This window comes from Actinoplanes sp. CA-051413, from assembly GCF_050955795.1.
Lineage (GTDB): Bacteria > Actinomycetota > Actinomycetes > Mycobacteriales > Micromonosporaceae > Actinoplanes.
Genome location: NZ_CP192100.1, coordinates 4,653,378 through 4,668,817 on the forward strand (window position 1 = coordinate 4,653,378; position 15,440 = coordinate 4,668,817).

General features: G+C 71.6%; 11 protein-coding genes. 4 read left to right on the forward strand and 7 right to left on the reverse strand.

What is annotated here, in order from left to right:
* Nucleotides 1-35: 35 nt before the first annotated feature.
* Nucleotides 36-2,465 carry a glycogen/starch/alpha-glucan phosphorylase gene (locus ACQP2Y_RS22030; protein ID WP_433731183.1) on the forward strand — a complete coding sequence of 810 codons (2,430 nt, stop codon included), beginning with the start codon at nt 36-38 and terminating at the stop codon, nt 2,463-2,465.
* 11 nt (nt 2,466-2,476) lie between these two features.
* Here the strand turns inward: ACQP2Y_RS22030 and ACQP2Y_RS22035 are convergent, their stop codons facing one another.
* From ACQP2Y_RS22035 to ACQP2Y_RS22050, 4 genes are all read right to left on the reverse strand, one after another.
* Complete coding sequence (locus ACQP2Y_RS22035; RefSeq protein ID WP_433731185.1) at nt 2,477-3,577, reverse strand: DNA glycosylase AlkZ-like family protein; 1,101 nt, start codon at nt 3,575-3,577, stop codon at nt 2,477-2,479.
* Between the two features lie 78 nt (nt 3,578-3,655).
* Nucleotides 3,656-4,570, reverse strand: coding sequence for a carbohydrate ABC transporter permease (locus ACQP2Y_RS22040; protein WP_433731187.1), 915 nt, complete (start codon nt 4,568-4,570; stop codon nt 3,656-3,658).
* Nucleotides 4,567-5,508: a carbohydrate ABC transporter permease gene (locus ACQP2Y_RS22045; RefSeq protein ID WP_433732017.1), complete on the reverse strand. Its 942-nt coding sequence runs from the start codon at nt 5,506-5,508 to the stop codon at nt 4,567-4,569. Before ACQP2Y_RS22045 ends, ACQP2Y_RS22040 begins: the two co-directional genes overlap by 4 nt.
* Nucleotides 5,509-5,623: 115 nt before the next feature.
* On the reverse strand, nt 5,624-6,988 hold the full coding sequence (locus tag ACQP2Y_RS22050) for an ABC transporter substrate-binding protein (RefSeq protein WP_433731189.1): 1,365 nt from the start codon (nt 6,986-6,988) through the stop codon (nt 5,624-5,626).
* 290 nt (nt 6,989-7,278) lie between these two features.
* Here ACQP2Y_RS22050 and ACQP2Y_RS22055 point away from each other — a divergent pair, with 290 nt between their 5' ends.
* Entirely contained in the window at nt 7,279-9,117 is a 1,839-nt protein-coding gene (locus tag ACQP2Y_RS22055) for a diguanylate cyclase domain-containing protein (RefSeq protein ID WP_433731191.1), read from the forward strand.
* A 13-nt stretch (nt 9,118-9,130) separates the two neighbouring features.
* On the opposite strand, the gene ACQP2Y_RS22060 is transcribed toward ACQP2Y_RS22055, so the two are convergent.
* The 3 genes from ACQP2Y_RS22060 to ACQP2Y_RS22070 form a co-directional block, all read right to left on the reverse strand.
* A complete protein-coding gene (locus ACQP2Y_RS22060; protein WP_433731193.1) occupies nt 9,131-9,820 on the reverse strand; it encodes a response regulator transcription factor in 690 nt (229 codons plus the stop codon).
* 114 nt (nt 9,821-9,934) lie between these two features.
* On the reverse strand, nt 9,935-11,098 hold the full coding sequence (locus tag ACQP2Y_RS22065; RefSeq protein ID WP_433732019.1) for an APC family permease: 1,164 nt from the start codon (nt 11,096-11,098) through the stop codon (nt 9,935-9,937).
* Nucleotides 11,099-11,200: 102 nt separating this feature from the next.
* Nucleotides 11,201-11,833 carry a phosphotransferase gene (locus ACQP2Y_RS22070; RefSeq protein WP_433731195.1) on the reverse strand — a complete coding sequence of 211 codons (633 nt, stop codon included), beginning with the start codon at nt 11,831-11,833 and terminating at the stop codon, nt 11,201-11,203.
* 120 nt (nt 11,834-11,953) lie between these two features.
* Here ACQP2Y_RS22070 and ACQP2Y_RS22075 point away from each other — a divergent pair, with 120 nt between their 5' ends.
* Together ACQP2Y_RS22075 and ACQP2Y_RS22080 are read left to right on the forward strand one after the other, a co-directional pair.
* Complete coding sequence (locus ACQP2Y_RS22075; RefSeq protein WP_433731197.1) at nt 11,954-12,757, forward strand: FAD binding domain-containing protein; 804 nt, start codon at nt 11,954-11,956, stop codon at nt 12,755-12,757.
* Nucleotides 12,754-15,435 (forward strand): molybdopterin-dependent oxidoreductase, encoded by a 2,682-nt coding sequence (locus tag ACQP2Y_RS22080; RefSeq protein ID WP_433731199.1) that lies wholly within the window; start codon nt 12,754-12,756, stop codon nt 15,433-15,435. The genes ACQP2Y_RS22075 and ACQP2Y_RS22080 overlap by 4 nt, the downstream gene beginning before the upstream one ends.
* Nucleotides 15,436-15,440 lie beyond the last annotated feature (5 nt).

The window sequence follows — 15,440 nt, forward strand, 5'->3', positions numbered from 1 at the left end:
GTCGAGGGACGGATCACCGTCGGGAGGGACCAGCCGTGACCTACGTGACGTCGCCGCATTCCGGCGACACGCCCGGCGACTTCGGGCGCGACCTGCTCAGCAACCTGTACTACCAGCGCGGCACGACCCTGGAGTCGGCGAGTGCGCAGGACGCCTACCACTCGCTCGCCCTGACCGTGCGGAACCGGCTCGTCGACCGCTATATCCGCACGGCGGCCGCGCACTATCGGGCCAACCCCCGGTTCATCTACTACCTGTCGGCCGAGTACATGCTCGGCAAGCAGCTCGACCAGAACCTGCTCTACTCCGGCACCGAGGACAGCGCCCGCCGCGCGCTGGCGGGCCTCGGGCTGTCGAACTCGGATCTGGACGCCCTGGACGTTGAGCCCGGCCTGGGCAACGGCGGCCTGGGCCGGCTCGCCGCCTGCCTGCTGGACGCCATGGCGACCCAGGACATCCCCGCGGTCGGGTACGGCATCCGCTACGACTTCGGCATCTTCAAGCAGGCCTTCCATGACGGCGGCCAGGTCGAGCGGCCCGACGACTGGACCTTCTACGGCAACCCGTGGGAGTTCCACGCATCTGACGACCAGCAGACGGTCGGCTTCTACGGCCACGTCGAGCCCCTGGAGGGCCTGCGCAAGAGCTGGGTGCCGGGCGAGGTCGTGCTGGGCGAGCCCAGCCACATGCTGGTGCCCGGGTACGGGACGACCACGGTCAACATCATCCGGCTGTGGCGCGCCCGGGCCGCCCGGGAGTCCTTCGACCTGTCCCGTTTCGGCGCCGGCCAGTACGGCGAGGCGGTCGAGGAGATCGTCCGCTCGGAGAACATCAGCAAGGTCCTCTACCCCGACGACAGCACCGAGCTCGGCCGCGAGCTGCGCCTCAAGCAGCAGCACTTCCTGGTCACCTGCGCGCTGCGGGACATCGTGCGGCGGTTCCGGCTGCGCAACAACGACTGGGACGACTTCGCCGGCAAGGTGGTCATCCAGCTCAACGACACCCACCCGGTGATGGCCATCGCCGAGCTCATGCGGATGCTGGTCGACGAGGAGGGCCTGGAGTGGGACCGGGCCTGGTCGATCACCCGGCGGGTGTTCGCGTACACGTGTCACACGCTGCTGCCCGAGGCGCTGGAGACGTGGCCGGTGGCGCTGGTGCAGCGGCTGCTGCCCCGGCACATGGAGATCATCTTCCTGATCAACCACCTGTTCCTGCAGGAGGTGGCCGCCCGCTACCCGGGTGACGACGCCAAGCTGCGGGAGCTGTCGATCATCCAGGAGGGCGGCGAGCAGCGGGTCCGGATGGCGCACCTGGCCGTGGTGGGCAGCTCGGCGGTCAACGGCGTCGCGGAGCTGCATTCGCGCCTGCTGGCCGCCACCACCCTGCGCGGTTTCGCCGAGCTGTGGCCGGGACGCTTCCACAACGTCACCAACGGCATCTCGCCCCGCCGCTTCGTCCGGCTGGCCAACCCGCGGCTGTCCGACCTGATCAGCGGGCGGATCGGCGGCCGGGAGTGGCTGACCGACCTGGACCGGCTGGTCGAGCTGGAGCCGGCCGCCGACGATCCCGGCTTCCGCGAGCAGTGGCGCGAGGTCAAGCGGCGCAACCGCGAGGAACTGGCCCGGCACGCGCTGGCGGCGACCGGCGTGGCGATCGACCCGGACGCGCTCTGCGACGTGATGATCAAGCGGTTCCACGAGTACAAGCGGCAGCTGCTGCGGGTGCTGCACGTCGTCGCGCAGTACCACCGGATCCGCCGGGACCAGGTCCACGACGTGGTGCCCCGCACGATCGTGTTCGGCGGCAAGGCGGCGCCGGGCTACTACGCGGCCAAGCGGATCATGCGCCTGGCCAACACGGTGGCTGACCTGGTCAACGAGGACCCGGTCGTCTCGCCGTACCTGAAAATGATCTTCCTGCCGGACTACAACGTCTCCCGGGCCCAGCTGATCATCCCGGCCGCGGACCTGTCCGAGCAGATCTCGCTGGCCGGCAAGGAGGCCTCCGGCACCAGCAACATGAAACTGGCCCTCAACGGCGCCCTCACCATCGGCACCCTGGACGGCGCCAACGTGGAGATCCGCGACCGGGTCGGCGCGGACAACTTCTTCCTGTTCGGCCTGGACACCACCGAGGTGGACGCGGTCCGGGCCCGGGGTTACGAACCGCGCGCCTACTACGACCGGGACGCGGAACTGCGCGAGGTGCTCGACACGGTGGCCCACTACGACAAGGAGATCGTGGACGACCTGCTGAACCGCGACGAATACCTGACGCTGGCCGACTACCGCGCCTACGTGGACTGCCAGGACCGGGTGGCCCGCGCCTGGCGCGACCGGGAGGGCTGGACCCGTACGTCCATCCTGAACACGGCCCGCAGCGGCTTCTTCTCCTCGGACCGCACGGTCCGCGACTACTGCCGCGACATCTGGCACGTGACCCCGCTGCACATCGACGGCTGAGCCCTGACAGCTCACGCCGGCAGCACGAGGTCCAGACCGAGCCAGTCGGCCAGGTCTGAGATCTCGTGCTGCACGGCAGCGGTCATCGCGTGGGTGAAGGGGACGTCCTGGTGGATCGCGTGCACCCGGAACACTCCGGCCCGGCGGTCCGCGGCGGCGTCCAGCTTGCCCACCAGCCGGTCGCCGTCCAGGATCGGCATCGCCCAGTAGCCCCAGCGGCGCTTGGCGGCCGGTTTGAACATCTCCAGCTGGTAGTCGTACTCGAACAGCTCGGTCAGGCGCCGGCGGTCGTAGACCAGGCGGTCGAGCGGCGACAGCAGGGCGACCCGGCCGGTGAAGCTCTGATCCAGGTGCCGCGGGTCGACCCGCCACTGGCCCTTCACGCCCTCGACGGTCGCCGGCTCACCCGCGGCGCCCACGTCGTCGGGCTCGCTGGGACTCTTCGGCGCCTTCGCCCGGGCGATGCCGAGCGCGCTGAGGCGGCGTTCGTCGCGGCGGCGCAGCGCCTCCTCGTAGGGCACCACGTCGTCCGGGTAGACGCGCTCGGCCAGGTCCCACAGGCGGTCGGGGCCACGCCGGCCGGCCGCGGCCACCTCGCCGCGCTGGACCAGGAAGCCGAGCAGCTTCGTGACGTTGCGGTTGTCCGTCCAGCCCGAGGAACGCCACGGGATCTCGCAGGTGTCCGGCAGCTCGCGGGTGGTCAGCGGGCCGTCGGCGCGCAGCCGGTGCAGGATGTCGAGCCGGCAGCCGTTGTTGGCGTCGACCCACTCCCGCAGGTCCTCCTGCCACTCACGCAGCGGTGGCCGTCCGGGCCACTCGGCCATCTCGGCCCGGTACAGCGCGATGTCCTCCGGCGGGCGGACCATGCCGTGCAGCTCCAGCAGGGCCTGCTCGTCGAGGGCGTCGCGCAGCTGCCCGGGCCGGTACGCCGAGCCGAGCCGGCTCCACAGCACCAGGTCGGCGCTGGGCGCGACGGCGGTGGCCGGGTCGTTCTGCAGCAGCGTCAACCGCCGCACCACGTCGAGCATCCCGCCGGGCGCCCGGGCGTCGAGCAACTGCGCCCGCACGGCGACGCGGCGCGCATCGGCCCGCGACAGCTTGTGCACGGTCATCGCCCGACCCTAGGTGCCGGGTACGACAAAAGGGCCCGGAACCGCCGCAGCGGTCCCGGGCCCTTTGCGCGCCTCGGGTCAGCCCTTGACGCTGCCCGCGAGCAGCCCGCGGACGAAGTACCGCTGGAGCAGCAGGAAGATCGTCACCGGCACCAGGATCGACACGAAGGCGCCCGCCGACAGCAGGTGCCAGGCCGTGCCGCGGGTGCCGCTGAGGTTGGCCAGCGCCACGGTGATCGGGGCGACCGCGTCGCCGCCGCCCGCGAAGGTGAGGGCGACCAGCAGGTCGTTCCACACCCAGAGGAACTGGAAGATGCCGAACGCGGCCAGGGCCGGTCGCAGCAGCGGCAGCAGCACCCGGAAGAAGATCGACACGTGTCCGGCGCCGTCCACCCGGGCCGCTTCCAGCAGGGTGGCCGGGATCTCCCGCATGAAGTTGTGCAGCAGGTAGATCGCCAGCGGCAGGCCAAAGATGGCGTGCGAGATCCAGATCGTCCAGAAGGTGTTCGCCAGGCCCGCGTCCACGTACAGCGTGAGCAGCGGGATCAGCGTCACCTGCAGGGGCACGATCTGCAGGGCGAAGATCGCCAGGAACAGGATGTTGCGCCCGGGGAACTTGATCCAGGCGAACGCGTACGCGGCCAGGCAGGCCAGGCACAGCGGGATGATCACCGAGGGGATGGTGATCACCAGCGAGTTGACGAAGAACGAGCCGAGACCGGCGCCGCTCTCCGCGTCCAGCACGGCTTTGTAGTTGTCCATGGTGAACTTCGGGTCGGAGAAGAAGGTCCACCACCCGGTCGTCTTGATCGCCCGCTCGGGGCGGAACGACGACACCAGCAATCCGAACGTCGGCAGCGTCCAGAGCACCGCGATGACCAGGGCCGCGAGTGAGGCCCACGGCGAGGTCAGCTTCTTCTTGGCGACCGCCGCCGCGTTCGGCTTGTCCGGGGTCAGCGGTGGCGTCGTGGTGACCGGCGTGACGGTGGTCATAGCGCCTCCGAACTGCGGATCTGCCGGATGTTGTAGGCGACGATCGGGATGACCAGCAGGAACAGCAGCACCGCGAGGGCCGAGCCGAGACCCTGGTTGTCGCTGCGGAAGCTCTGGCTGTAGAACTCGTTGGCGATGACGCTGGTGTTGAACTGGCCGCCGGTCATCGTGCGCACGATGTCGAAAACCTTCAGCGTGCCGATGCCGATGGTGGTCAGCACGACCACCACCGCCGGGCGGATGGCCGGCAGGGTCACGAAGCGGAACATGCCCCACGGGCCGACGCCGTCGAGGCGGGCGGCCTCGATGATGTCGTCCGGGATGGCCTTGATGGCCGCGGACAGCACGGTCATCGCGAAGCCGGCCTGGATCCAGATCATGACCACGATCAGCAGGAACGTGTTCAGCGGCGAGTCCACCAGCCACTGCTGCGGGCTGCCGCCGAGCCAGACCAGGACCTGGTTGAGCAGCCCGATCTGCTTGACGTTGCCCTGGTCGGGGCGGAACTCGTAGACGAACTTCCAGATGATCGACGCGCCCACGAACGAGATCGCCATGGGCAGGAAGACCAGCGCCTTGGCGAAGGACTCCATCTTCGCCTTGTCGACCAGGATGGCGTAGAGCAGGCCGACCGCGGTGGCTACGAACGGCGTCACCACGACCCAGAACACGGTGTTGCGCAGCACCGTCAGCTGGTCGTTGTCGGTGAAGATCGTCTTGTAGTTGTCCATGCCGATGAAGGCGCTGCCGGCCGCGTCGAAGAACGACTGGTAGATGGTGCGGATGCCCGGATAGACGAGCCCGACGAGCAGCATGATCAGCGTCGGGGCGAGATAGGAATAGGCGACGATTTTGTCACCGCGGCGGCCGCCGAAGCGCCCCGCGATGAACAGGATGATGCCCACGACCGCGGCGAAGAGAAGGATCGCAGCGAACATCTGCGTGAACTTCTCGGCGGTGGTGTCGGCGGTGTCGAACACGCGACCCGTACCTCCTCTGGAGAGCGGCGGGGCCGGTCGCCTTGCGGCGACCGGCCCCGGGTGAAGATTCAGATCACTTGGGCCAGGCCTTCTCGATGTTGTCCACCGTCGTCTTGGTGTCCTGTCCGGTGATCCAGCTCGTCGTCTGCTTCCAGTAGGCGTTGGAGCCCACGGCGGCCGGCATCTGGTCCGAGCCGTCGAAGCGGAAGACCGTGTTCGGGTCGAGCAGGATCGTCGCGGCCAGCTTGTCGATCGGGTTGCTCAGGTTGTTCGGGTCGAGCTTCTTGTTGGCGCTGACCCAGCCCTGGGAGGCCTTGGCCTTGATGTTCGCCCAGGTGTCGGTCGACAGGTACGTCTGGAAGGCCTTGACCTCCGGACGGTCCGCGAACGCCACGTTGAACTCGCCACCACCGAGGACCGGCTTGTCCGTGGCGGTCTTGCCCGGCAGGTAGAACGCGAAGACGTCGCCGTCCTCGGCCACCTTGGTGCCCTTGGGGAAGTTCGCCGCGTAGAAGCTCGCCTGGCGGTGCAGCGAGCACTGGCCTTCCAGGATCGGCAGGCCGGCGTCCTGGAAGGTGGTCGTGGCGATGCTCTTGACGTCGCCCAGGCCACCGTTGACGTACGCCGGGTTCTTCAGGTACGCGCCGACCGCGTCCAGCGCCGCCGAGGACTCGGGGCCGTTGAACGGGATCTCGTGCTTGACCCACTTGTCGAAGGTCTCCGGGCCGCTGAGCCGCAGCATCATGTCCTCGTGCCAGTCGGTGAGCGGCCAGCCGGTCGCCTCACCGCTGCTGATGCCCGCGCACCACGGCTTCTTCTTGTCCGCGACCATCTTGTCGGTCAGCGTCTTGAGCTCGTCGAGCGTCGTCGGCACCGTGTAACCGGCGTCCTTGAACTCGCTCGGCGAGTACCAGACCAGCGACTTGACGCTGGCACCGGAAGGAGCGCCGTAGAACTTGCCGTTGACGGTCGCGTACTCCTTCCAGTTCTTGTCCCAGAACTTGTCGACGTTGGCGGCGACCTCGGCCGGCGCCTCGACGGCCTTGCCGGTGGCCACGAGCTGCTGGAGCAGGCCGGGCTGCGGCACGATCGCCAGGTCCGGCGGGTTGCCCGCCTTGGCGCGGACCAGGATCTGGGTCTCGAAGGACTTGTCGCCCTCGTACTTGATCGTCACGCCGGTGCACTGCTCGAAAGGCTTGTACGAGTCCTTGTACGCCTTGTCCTCGGGCGTCACGATGCCCGTGTAGACCGAGACCGTCTTGCCCTTGAGGTCTCCGAACGAGCTGAACTGCGCGCAGTCGATCGACTGCGCGGCCGTGTTGGAATCGTCGTCCGAGTCGTCACTGCCGCCGCAAGCGGCCAGGCCGAACACCAGGCCGATGCCCAGCGTGCCGGCGAGCGCGCTCCTGAAGCGCGGGCTATTGGATTGACCGAACATACCTCTCCCTATCTCACATCACGCCGGGGCGTGACATCACCGTCACCGTCTCCGGTTCCCCCGGTTGCCAGTCAAGAGGTGGAAACGGTGTTTCGCAATGTTTCCGCTTGATCAACCGAGTAACGATTCGGCACCGGGCCAGCGGAGACCTTAAACGGTTAAGAAAGCTAACCGTAAAAGAGCCGCACCGCTGTCACCCCGGGTGTGCACCCGCACCGCTACCCCGTACCGGTGTAGTAAGTGGGCGCGGCGTGGCCGTGCCGAGCCCGAACGCCCGCAGGAGGATCGCGATGCCACCCGAGCGATCGGGCTCGTTGCCCCGTACGGTCGCGACCGACCCGATGGTGCTCGCCCTGGCCGGGGTGTCCCTGGCGGCGATCGGCTGGCTGCTCTGGGGCCCCGGCGGCATCGCGTTCCACGTGCTGCTGCGCGCCTGGCTGGGTCCGGCGCTCAACCTGGTCCTGCTGGCCGGCGCGGTGCGGCTGGCCCGGCGGTCCGGGCGTGACGCCGCGGACCGGCGGTTCTGGCGGGCGATGACCGCCATGGGTGCCCTGCTGCTGACCGGCCACCTCGGCCGGCTCGCCGGCGCGTTGCGGAGCCCCGACGCCGGTGCGGTGCCGACCGGCCAGTTCCAGAGCATCTGCGTGCTGGCGGGTGTCACCGTGCTGGTGGTCGCCGCGCTCACCCATCCGCGCCCGGCGGCGCCCAGCCGGGTCCGGCTGCGCTACCTGCTCGACACCACCGCGGTCGGGACCGCCGCCGTCGTGGCCATCTGGTTCATGGCCGACCGCTCGGCCGCCCTGGGTGTCAGCTCGGGCGCGTCCATGGCCGCGGTCGCCATCGCCGTCGTGACCACCTTCGCTGTCATCCGGCTCGTCATGGGCGGGCACAGCCCGATCAGCTCGGCCACGGCTGCGCCGCTCGTCGCCGCCGCGGTGGTCCAGTGCGTCAACGGCGGCGTGCTGCCGGGCAGCGCCGGGTGGCGCGCGCAGCTGGCCCTGCAGATCACCGCTGTCGCCCTGGTCAGCGTGGCCCCCAGGGTGCAGGAACTCGCCGACCGGGCGGCCGCGGGCCGGCCCGCGCGGCGCCGCCGGACCTACAGCGTGCTGCCGTACGCGATGCTCGGGCTCGTCTTCGCCGTCCTGCCCGCCGTCCTGCCGTCCGGGCTGAGCGCCACCGCCCATGTCGCGCTCGGTGGCCTGCTGGTGATCACCGCCGTCGTGGTGGCCCGGCAGCTGCTCACCTTCGCCGAGAACGAGTCGCTGGTCCGGCGCTCCGACGCCGGCCTGGAGACGCTGCGCCGGCAGGAGGAGCGGGTCCGGATGCTGCTGGAGTACTCGACCGACATCACCTCGCTGATCGACCACACCGGCGCGATGGTCTACCTGACCCCGGCCACCCGGATGCTCGGCTACGAACCGGGCGAGATGCTCGGCGTCCGGGTGATCACGCTGATCCACCCTGACGACCTGCCCGCGTTGCTGGGCGACCTGCAGCAGCTGATGGCCACGCCCGGCGCGACCTTCACCTACCAGGCCCGGTACCGGCACAAGGAGGGCTCCTGGCGCTGGCTGGAGGTCACCAGCCGCAACCTGACGCACGAGCCCAGCGTGGCCGCCGTGGTGAGCAACGCCCGCGACGTCACCGACGCCCGCGAACTGCAGGACCGGCTGCGGCACGAGGCCACCCACGACGCGCTCACCGGGCTGGCCAACCGGGTGCTGTTCGGCCGCCGGCTGGCCGCGGCGGTCGGCGGCGGGGTCGCGCTGCTGCACATCGACCTGGACGGTTTCAAGCCCATCAACGACACGTACGGGCACCACGCCGGGGACGCCGTGCTGGTGCGGGTGGCCGAGTGCCTGCGCGCGGCTCTGCCGGACACCGCTGTTGCGGCCCGCCTGGGCGGCGACGAGTTCGCGGTGCTGCTGCCCGGTGCCGGCACGGACACTGCCGATCTGGTCGCCCAGCGGTTCCGGGCCGCACTGGCCGAGCCCGTCGAGGTGGACGGGCACCGGCTGACCATCGGCGCCAGCGTCGGCGCGGTGGCCGGCACCGGGGTCGACCCGGAGGCCCTGCTGCGCCGCGCCGACGAGGCCATGTACCGCATCAAGCACGCCACCCGGCGCTGACCGGCGCGCCGCCTCAGGGCAGCCGGGCCCGCAACGCGTACCCGAAGCCGCGGTGCGTCGCGATCAGCGGCGGGCCGGCCCGCTCCAGCTTGCGGCGCAGCGAGGCGACATGGGCCTTGACCAGCTCGTGCCCGCTGCCCGGGACGTCCGGCCAGACCCCGTCCCGGATCTCGTCGTGCGACAGCACCCGGCCCGGGTCGCGCAGCAGCAGGCGCAGCAGTTCGCGCTCGGACGGTGACAGCGCGATCGGCTCCCCGGCCCGGCGCACCTCGCCGGTGTCCTGGTCCAGCTCCACGTCGGCGTAGCGCAGGACCCGGTTGCCCGGCGCGTCGGCCAGGCGCCGCAGGGCGGCGTGCACCCGGGCCAGCAGCACCTCGACGTCGAAGGGTTTGGTGATCCAGTCCTCGTCGCCGTAGGCCAGCTCGGCCACCAGGTCGTCCCGGGTGTCCCGGGCGGACAGGAACACCACGCCGGTCTCCGCGCCCTCGGCCCGCAGCCGCCGGCGCACGTCGATGCCGTCGCCGTCGGGCAGCGACACGTCGAGCAGGACCAGGTCAGGCCGCTGCTCCACGGCCTTCTCGACGGCCTGCGCCGCCGTCCCCGCGGTGTCGACCGCGAAGCCGTGGCCGGTCAGCACCGTGGACAGCAGGTCCACGATGGTCGGCTGGTCGTCGACGACCAGGATCCGTGCGTTTCCCGTCATGTCGCCCCCATGAGACACAGCGTGAGCACCCGGCGGGTACACCCCCGACAGTCCTCCCGGTCGGGACATGGAGGAAAGACCCTGCCCACATGGCAGGAAGCCGGCAGCGGCGGATCACGCTCTTCCGGCCGTGCCGCGCCGGCGAATCCACCACACCGCGACGCCCAGCGCGAAGACCGCCAGCCCCGCGACGACCGACGGCAGGGGGAGCGTCGCCGCCAGCAGCAGGCAGCCCGCCAGCCCCAGGACGGGCAGCGGCCGCCACGGGGCACCCTCGTCGCGGCGCAGGGTCATCGCCGAGGCGTTGGCGATCGCGTAGTAGCCGAGCACGCCGAACGAGGAGAAGCCGATCGCGCCGCGCAGGTCCACCAGCAGCACCAGGACGGCCACGGCGACGCCGACGGCGGCCTCCGCGCGGTGCGGCACCCCGGTCCGCTCGCTGACGGCGTCCAGCACCCCGGGCAGGTTGCGGTCACGGGCCATCGCGAACGTCGTCCGGGAGACGCCCAGGATCAGCGCGAGCAGCGACCCGAGCGCCGCTACTGCGGCCCCGACCCGTACGACGGGGGCCAGCCAGCCCGGCCCGACCTCGGCCAGCGGTGCGGTCACGATGGCGAGCCGGGCCGGGCCCAGGCTGCCGAGCAGGGTGAGGGCGACCGCGGCGTACAGGACGAGGGTGATGGTGAGCGCGATCGGGATGGCCCGGGGGATGGTGCGGGCCGGGTCGCGGACCTCCTCGCCCAGGGTGGCGATGCGGGCGTACCCGGCGAAGGCGAAGAAGAGCAGGCCGGCGCCCTGCAGCACACCCCAGAACGAGACCCGCGGGCCGCTGCCGAGGTGGGCCAGGCCGTCCGTGGAGCCCGCGGCGACGACCGCCAGCAGCACGACGATCACAATCGCCACCAGGATCCGGGCGGCCAGCGCCGACTTCTGCACCCCGGCCAGGTTCAGCCCGGTCAGGGCCGCGACGGCGAGCACGGCCAGCAGGCGTTCGTGGCCGGGCGCCACATACGCGCCGAAGGTCAGCGCCATCGCCGCGCAGGAGGCGGTCTTGCCGATGACGAAGCCCCAGCCCGCGAGGAACCCCCACAGGTCGCCCAGCCGCTTGCGCCCGTAGACGTAGGTCCCGCCCGACGAGGGGTAGACCGCCGCCAGCCGCGCCGACGAGACCGCGTTGCAGTACGCAACGACAGCCGCCACGGCCAGCGCGAGCAGCAGCCAACCACCCGCCACCGCCGCGGCCGGGGCGAAGGCCGCGAAGACGCCCGCGCCGATCATCGCGCTGAGGCCGACCACCACCGCATCGGTGACACCCAGCCGCCGAGTCAATTCCACCCCATCACCCTTTCCCAGCGAGATGAACGCCCGGCGGCCGGGCAGTCACAGCTCGGTCCAGCCGGCGGTCGTCCGCAGGGCCTGTTCCCAGCGCTGGTAACCGGGGTCGGCGAGGCCCAGCGTGCGGCGCAGAGCCAGCATGTCCCGGCACTTGGCCAGCATGGCCGCCTGCCGCCGGGGCCAGGGCGGGCGGCTGCCGTACCCGGCGAACAGCTCGGTCAGCGCGCCGGCCTCACCCGGATGATGGGTGCGCACGATCCACTCGCACCAGGCCAGGTCCTCCACCGGGTCGGCGCCGGACCGGGCCCATTCCCAGTCCAGGATCCCGGTGATCTCGTGAGTGCCGGGGTCCAGCAGAACGTTGTTGGGACCGTAGTCACCGTGCGTCACGTCGGCCGCGACCAGCCGGCGCACCATCGCGCCGCACGAGCGCAGCACCGGCCCGGCGTGCCCGGCGTCGATCAGCTCCTGGCCGTGCACCCCGCCGAGGTGGGTCAGGTGCAGCTCCCCGGTCGGCGCGGACAGCAGCACCGGCACCGGCAGCCGGCCGGCCAGCAGCTGGAGCATGTCGCGTTCGGTGGCCCAACGGGTGCGGTCGTCCGGGCCGGTGAAGCGCTTGACCACGACGGCGCCGTCACCCCGGGTGTCGTTGGTGTACCCGTGTCGCAGAGGCTGCATCCGTCCCGCCGTCGCTGGAGCGTATGACGGGTGAGGATAACCGTCCACGCGCCGGAAACACACCGCGCGTACCGTAACGTTCCAGGTCAAGCAGGGTGCGTCGAAACAGGGGGACCGCACGTGGATCTGCACACGGTCGTCGAGGTCGTCAGTCCGGCCGCCGTCGGGCAGTGGCGGCCCGGGGACGCCTGGCTGGCCGGCGGGACGGCGTTGTTCGCCGAGCCGCAGACCGACGTGACCCGGCTGCTCGACCTGGTGGCCGCGGGCTGGACCCCGATCACCGTGCACGGGCACGGCCTGGAGATCGCCGCGACCTGCACGGTCGCCGACCTCGCCGGGTACGCGGGCGCCGAGCACTTCACCGCCTTCCACGAGCTGGCCACCGCCTGCTGCCGGGCCTTCCTCGCCTCCTTCAAGATCTGGAACGTGGCCACCGTCGGCGGCAACCTGTGCGCCGCCCTGCCCGCCGGGCCGATGATCGCGCTGACCGCGGCGCTGGACGGCGAATGCCTGATCTTCGGCCCGGACGGCGAGCGGCGGCTGAGCGTTACCCGATTCGTCACCGGTGACGGCGCGACCGCCCTGGCCGCCGGTGAGCTGCTGCGCTCGATCACCCTGCCGGCCGCCGCGCTGACCGGGCGGACGGCGTTCCGCCAGGGCTCACTGTTCGCCCACGGCCGGTCCGCCGTGCTGCTGATCGGCCGCCGCGACGGCGCCGGGCTGGTCCTGACCGTCACCGCCGCGACCGTGCGCCCGTTCCAGCTGAGCTTCGCCGAGGTCCCGGACGCCGGCGAGCTGGCCGCCGCCGTGCGGGCGACCATTCCGGACGACGCCTATGTGGACGACGTGCACGGCCTGCCCGCCTGGCGCCGCCACCTGACCGCCCGGTACGCCGAGGAGATCCGCGCGGAGCTGGCCGGATGAGCGTACGGATCAACGGCACCGACCACGAGCAGCCGCCGCGGCCCGGGCAGTGCCTGCGCACGTACCTGCGCCAGGAGGGCTGCTTCGGCGTCAAGAAGGGCTGCGACACCGGCGACTGCGGGGCTTGCACAGTGCATGTCGACGGCCGCCCCGTGCACAGCTGCGTCTACCCGGCGTTCCGGGCTCAAGGCCGGCAGGTCACCACCATCGAGGGCCTCGCGCCGCCGGACGGCCTGCACCCGGTGCAGCAGCGCTTCCTGGACGCGCAGGGCTTCCAGTGCGGCTTCTGCACCGCCGGCATGATCATGACGACGGCCGCGCTGGACGAGACCAAGCTCGCCGACCTGCCGCGCGCGCTCAAGGGCAATCTGTGCCGCTGCACCGGATACCGGGCCGTCGCCGACGCGATCAACGGTGTCCGGACGGTCGAGGAGCCCGGCGCCGGGCCGGCGATCGGGGCCAATCTCGGCGCGCCCGCCGGCCCGCAGATCGTCACCGGTACGGCCCGCTACACCTTCGACGTGGAGGTGCCCGGCCTGACGCACCTCAAAGTGCTGCGCTCACCGCACGCGCACGCCCGGATCACCGCCGTCGACACCGCCGAGGCCCTGGCCGTGCCGGGGGTGCTGGCCGTGCTGACCCACGAGGACGCTCCGCGGCGGTACTTCTCCACCGCCCGCCACGAGCACCCGACCGAGGACCCGGCCGACACCCGGGTGCTCGACGACGTCGTCCGGCACGTCGGCCAGCGGGTCGCCGCCGTGGTCGCGGAAACCGAGGCCGCCGCGGAGGAGGGGTGCCGGCGGTTGCGGGTCGCGTACGAGATCCGGCCGGCCGTCCTCGACCCGGAGGCCGCGATGCGGCCCGGCGCCCCCGCCGTGCACGGCGACAAGGTCACCGGGCACCGGATCGCCCGCGCGGCCGACAACGTGGTGGGGGAGCTGCACGCCGAGCTGGGCGATGTCGAGGAGGGGTTCGCCGGCGCGGACGTCGTCTACGAGATGACCTTCCGCACGCCCCGGGTGCAGCACGCCGCACTGGAGACACACGGCGCGATCGGCTGGCTCGACGACGCCGGGCGGCTCACGCTGCGCACCAGCTCGCAGACCCCGTTCCTGACCCGGCGGGCCCTGGCCGAGCTGTTCGAACTGCGGCTGGACCAGGTGCGGGTGCTGACCGGCCGGGTCGGCGGCGGCTTCGGCGGCAAGCAGGAGATGCTGGTCGAGGACCTGGTGGCGCTGGCCGTACGGCGCACCGGCCGGCCGGTGAAGCTGGAGTACACCCGCGCCGAGCAGTTCACCTCGGCGACCACCAGGCACCCCTTCACCGTACGGATGAAGGCCGGCGCCCGCCGCGACGGCACCCTGACCGCCCTGTCCCTGCGGGTCGTCTCCGACACCGGCGCGTACGGCAACCACGGCCCGGCGGTGATGTACCACGCCTGCCACGAGTCGATCGCCGTCTACCGCTGCGCGAACAAGAAGGTCGACGCGTACGCGGTCTACACCAACACTGTCCCCTCCGGAGCGTTCCGCGGCTACGGCCTGGGCCAGGTGTCGTTCGCCGTCGAGTCGGTGCTCGACGAGCTGGCCCGGCGGCTCGGGCTGGATCCGGTGCTGGTGCGGGAACGCAACATCGTGCGTCCCGGGGAGCCGCTGGCCGCGCCCGGTGACCACGCCGACGACCTGATCATCGCCAGCTACGGCCTGGACCAGTGCCTGGACGCCGTACGGTCGGCGGCCGCCGAGCCGATCACGCAGCCGGTGCCCGACGGCTGGCAGGTCGGGGAAGGCATGGCCCTGGCCATGATCGCCGCCGGGCCGCCCGGCGGGCACTTCGCCGACGCCGCGATAACCCTGCTGCCCGACGGCCGCTACGAGATCGCCGTCGGCACGACCGAGTTCGGCAACGGCAGCACCACCGTGCACACCCAGCTGGCCGCGGACACGCTCGGCACGACCCCGGACCGGATCCTGGTCCGCCAGTCCGACACCGACGTGGTCGCTCACGACACCGGCGCGTTCGCCTCGACGGGCGTGGTGGTGGCCGGTCAGGCCGTCCTGCACGCGGCCCGGGCCCTGCGCGAGCGGCTGCTGGTGCTGGCCGGGCCGGGCGCGGTCCGCCTGGGCGTCGACGCCGTGACCCTGCAGCACGGCCGGCTCAGCCTCAAGGACCTGGCCGCGTCGGCCCCCGCACCGGTACGGGCCGAGGGGCACTGGACCGGCACCCCGCGCTCGGTGGCGTTCAACGTGCAGTGGTTCCGCGTCGCCGTCGATCCGGGCACCGGTGAGCTGCGGATCCTGCGCAGCGTGCACAGCGCCGACGCGGGCACCGTGCTCAACCCGCTGCAGACCCGCGGCCAGATCGAGGGCGGCGTCGCCCAGGCGCTGGGCGCCACGCTGGCCGAGCACGTGGACATCGACGCCGAGGGCCGGGTCACCACGGCCGGGTTCCGGCAGTACCACCTGCCGACCCTGGCCGACGTGCCGCCGACCGAGGTGGTGTTCGCCCGGACCGAGGACGCGATCGGCCCGCTCGGCGCCAAGTCGATGAGCGAGAGCCCGTTCAACCCGGTGGCGCCGGCCCTGGCCAACGCCCTGCGCGACGCCACCGGGGTGCGCTTCACCGAGCTGCCGTTCACCCGCGACCGCATCTGGCAGCGCCTGCAAGCCGGCTGAGCAGG

Excerpts from the sequence above, each read along its gene's own strand:
- ACQP2Y_RS22035 (WP_433731185.1), bottom strand. The coding sequence starts at position 3,577 with ATGACCGTGCACAAGCTGTCGCGGGCCGATGCGCGCCGCGTCGCCGTG.
- ACQP2Y_RS22040 (WP_433731187.1), bottom strand. The coding sequence starts at position 4,570 with ATGACCACCGTCACGCCGGTCACCACGACGCCACCGCTGACCCCGGAC.
- ACQP2Y_RS22045 (WP_433732017.1), bottom strand. The coding sequence starts at position 5,508 with ATGTTCGCTGCGATCCTTCTCTTCGCCGCGGTCGTGGGCATCATCCTG.
- ACQP2Y_RS22050 (WP_433731189.1), bottom strand. The coding sequence starts at position 6,988 with ATGTTCGGTCAATCCAATAGCCCGCGCTTCAGGAGCGCGCTCGCCGGC.
- ACQP2Y_RS22055 (WP_433731191.1), top strand. The coding sequence starts at position 7,279 with ATGCCACCCGAGCGATCGGGCTCGTTGCCCCGTACGGTCGCGACCGAC.
- ACQP2Y_RS22060 (WP_433731193.1), bottom strand. The coding sequence starts at position 9,820 with ATGACGGGAAACGCACGGATCCTGGTCGTCGACGACCAGCCGACCATC.
- ACQP2Y_RS22065 (WP_433732019.1), bottom strand. The coding sequence starts at position 11,098 with ATGATCGGCGCGGGCGTCTTCGCGGCCTTCGCCCCGGCCGCGGCGGTG.
- ACQP2Y_RS22070 (WP_433731195.1), bottom strand. The coding sequence starts at position 11,833 with ATGCAGCCTCTGCGACACGGGTACACCAACGACACCCGGGGTGACGGC.
- ACQP2Y_RS22080 (WP_433731199.1), top strand. The coding sequence starts at position 12,754 with ATGAGCGTACGGATCAACGGCACCGACCACGAGCAGCCGCCGCGGCCC.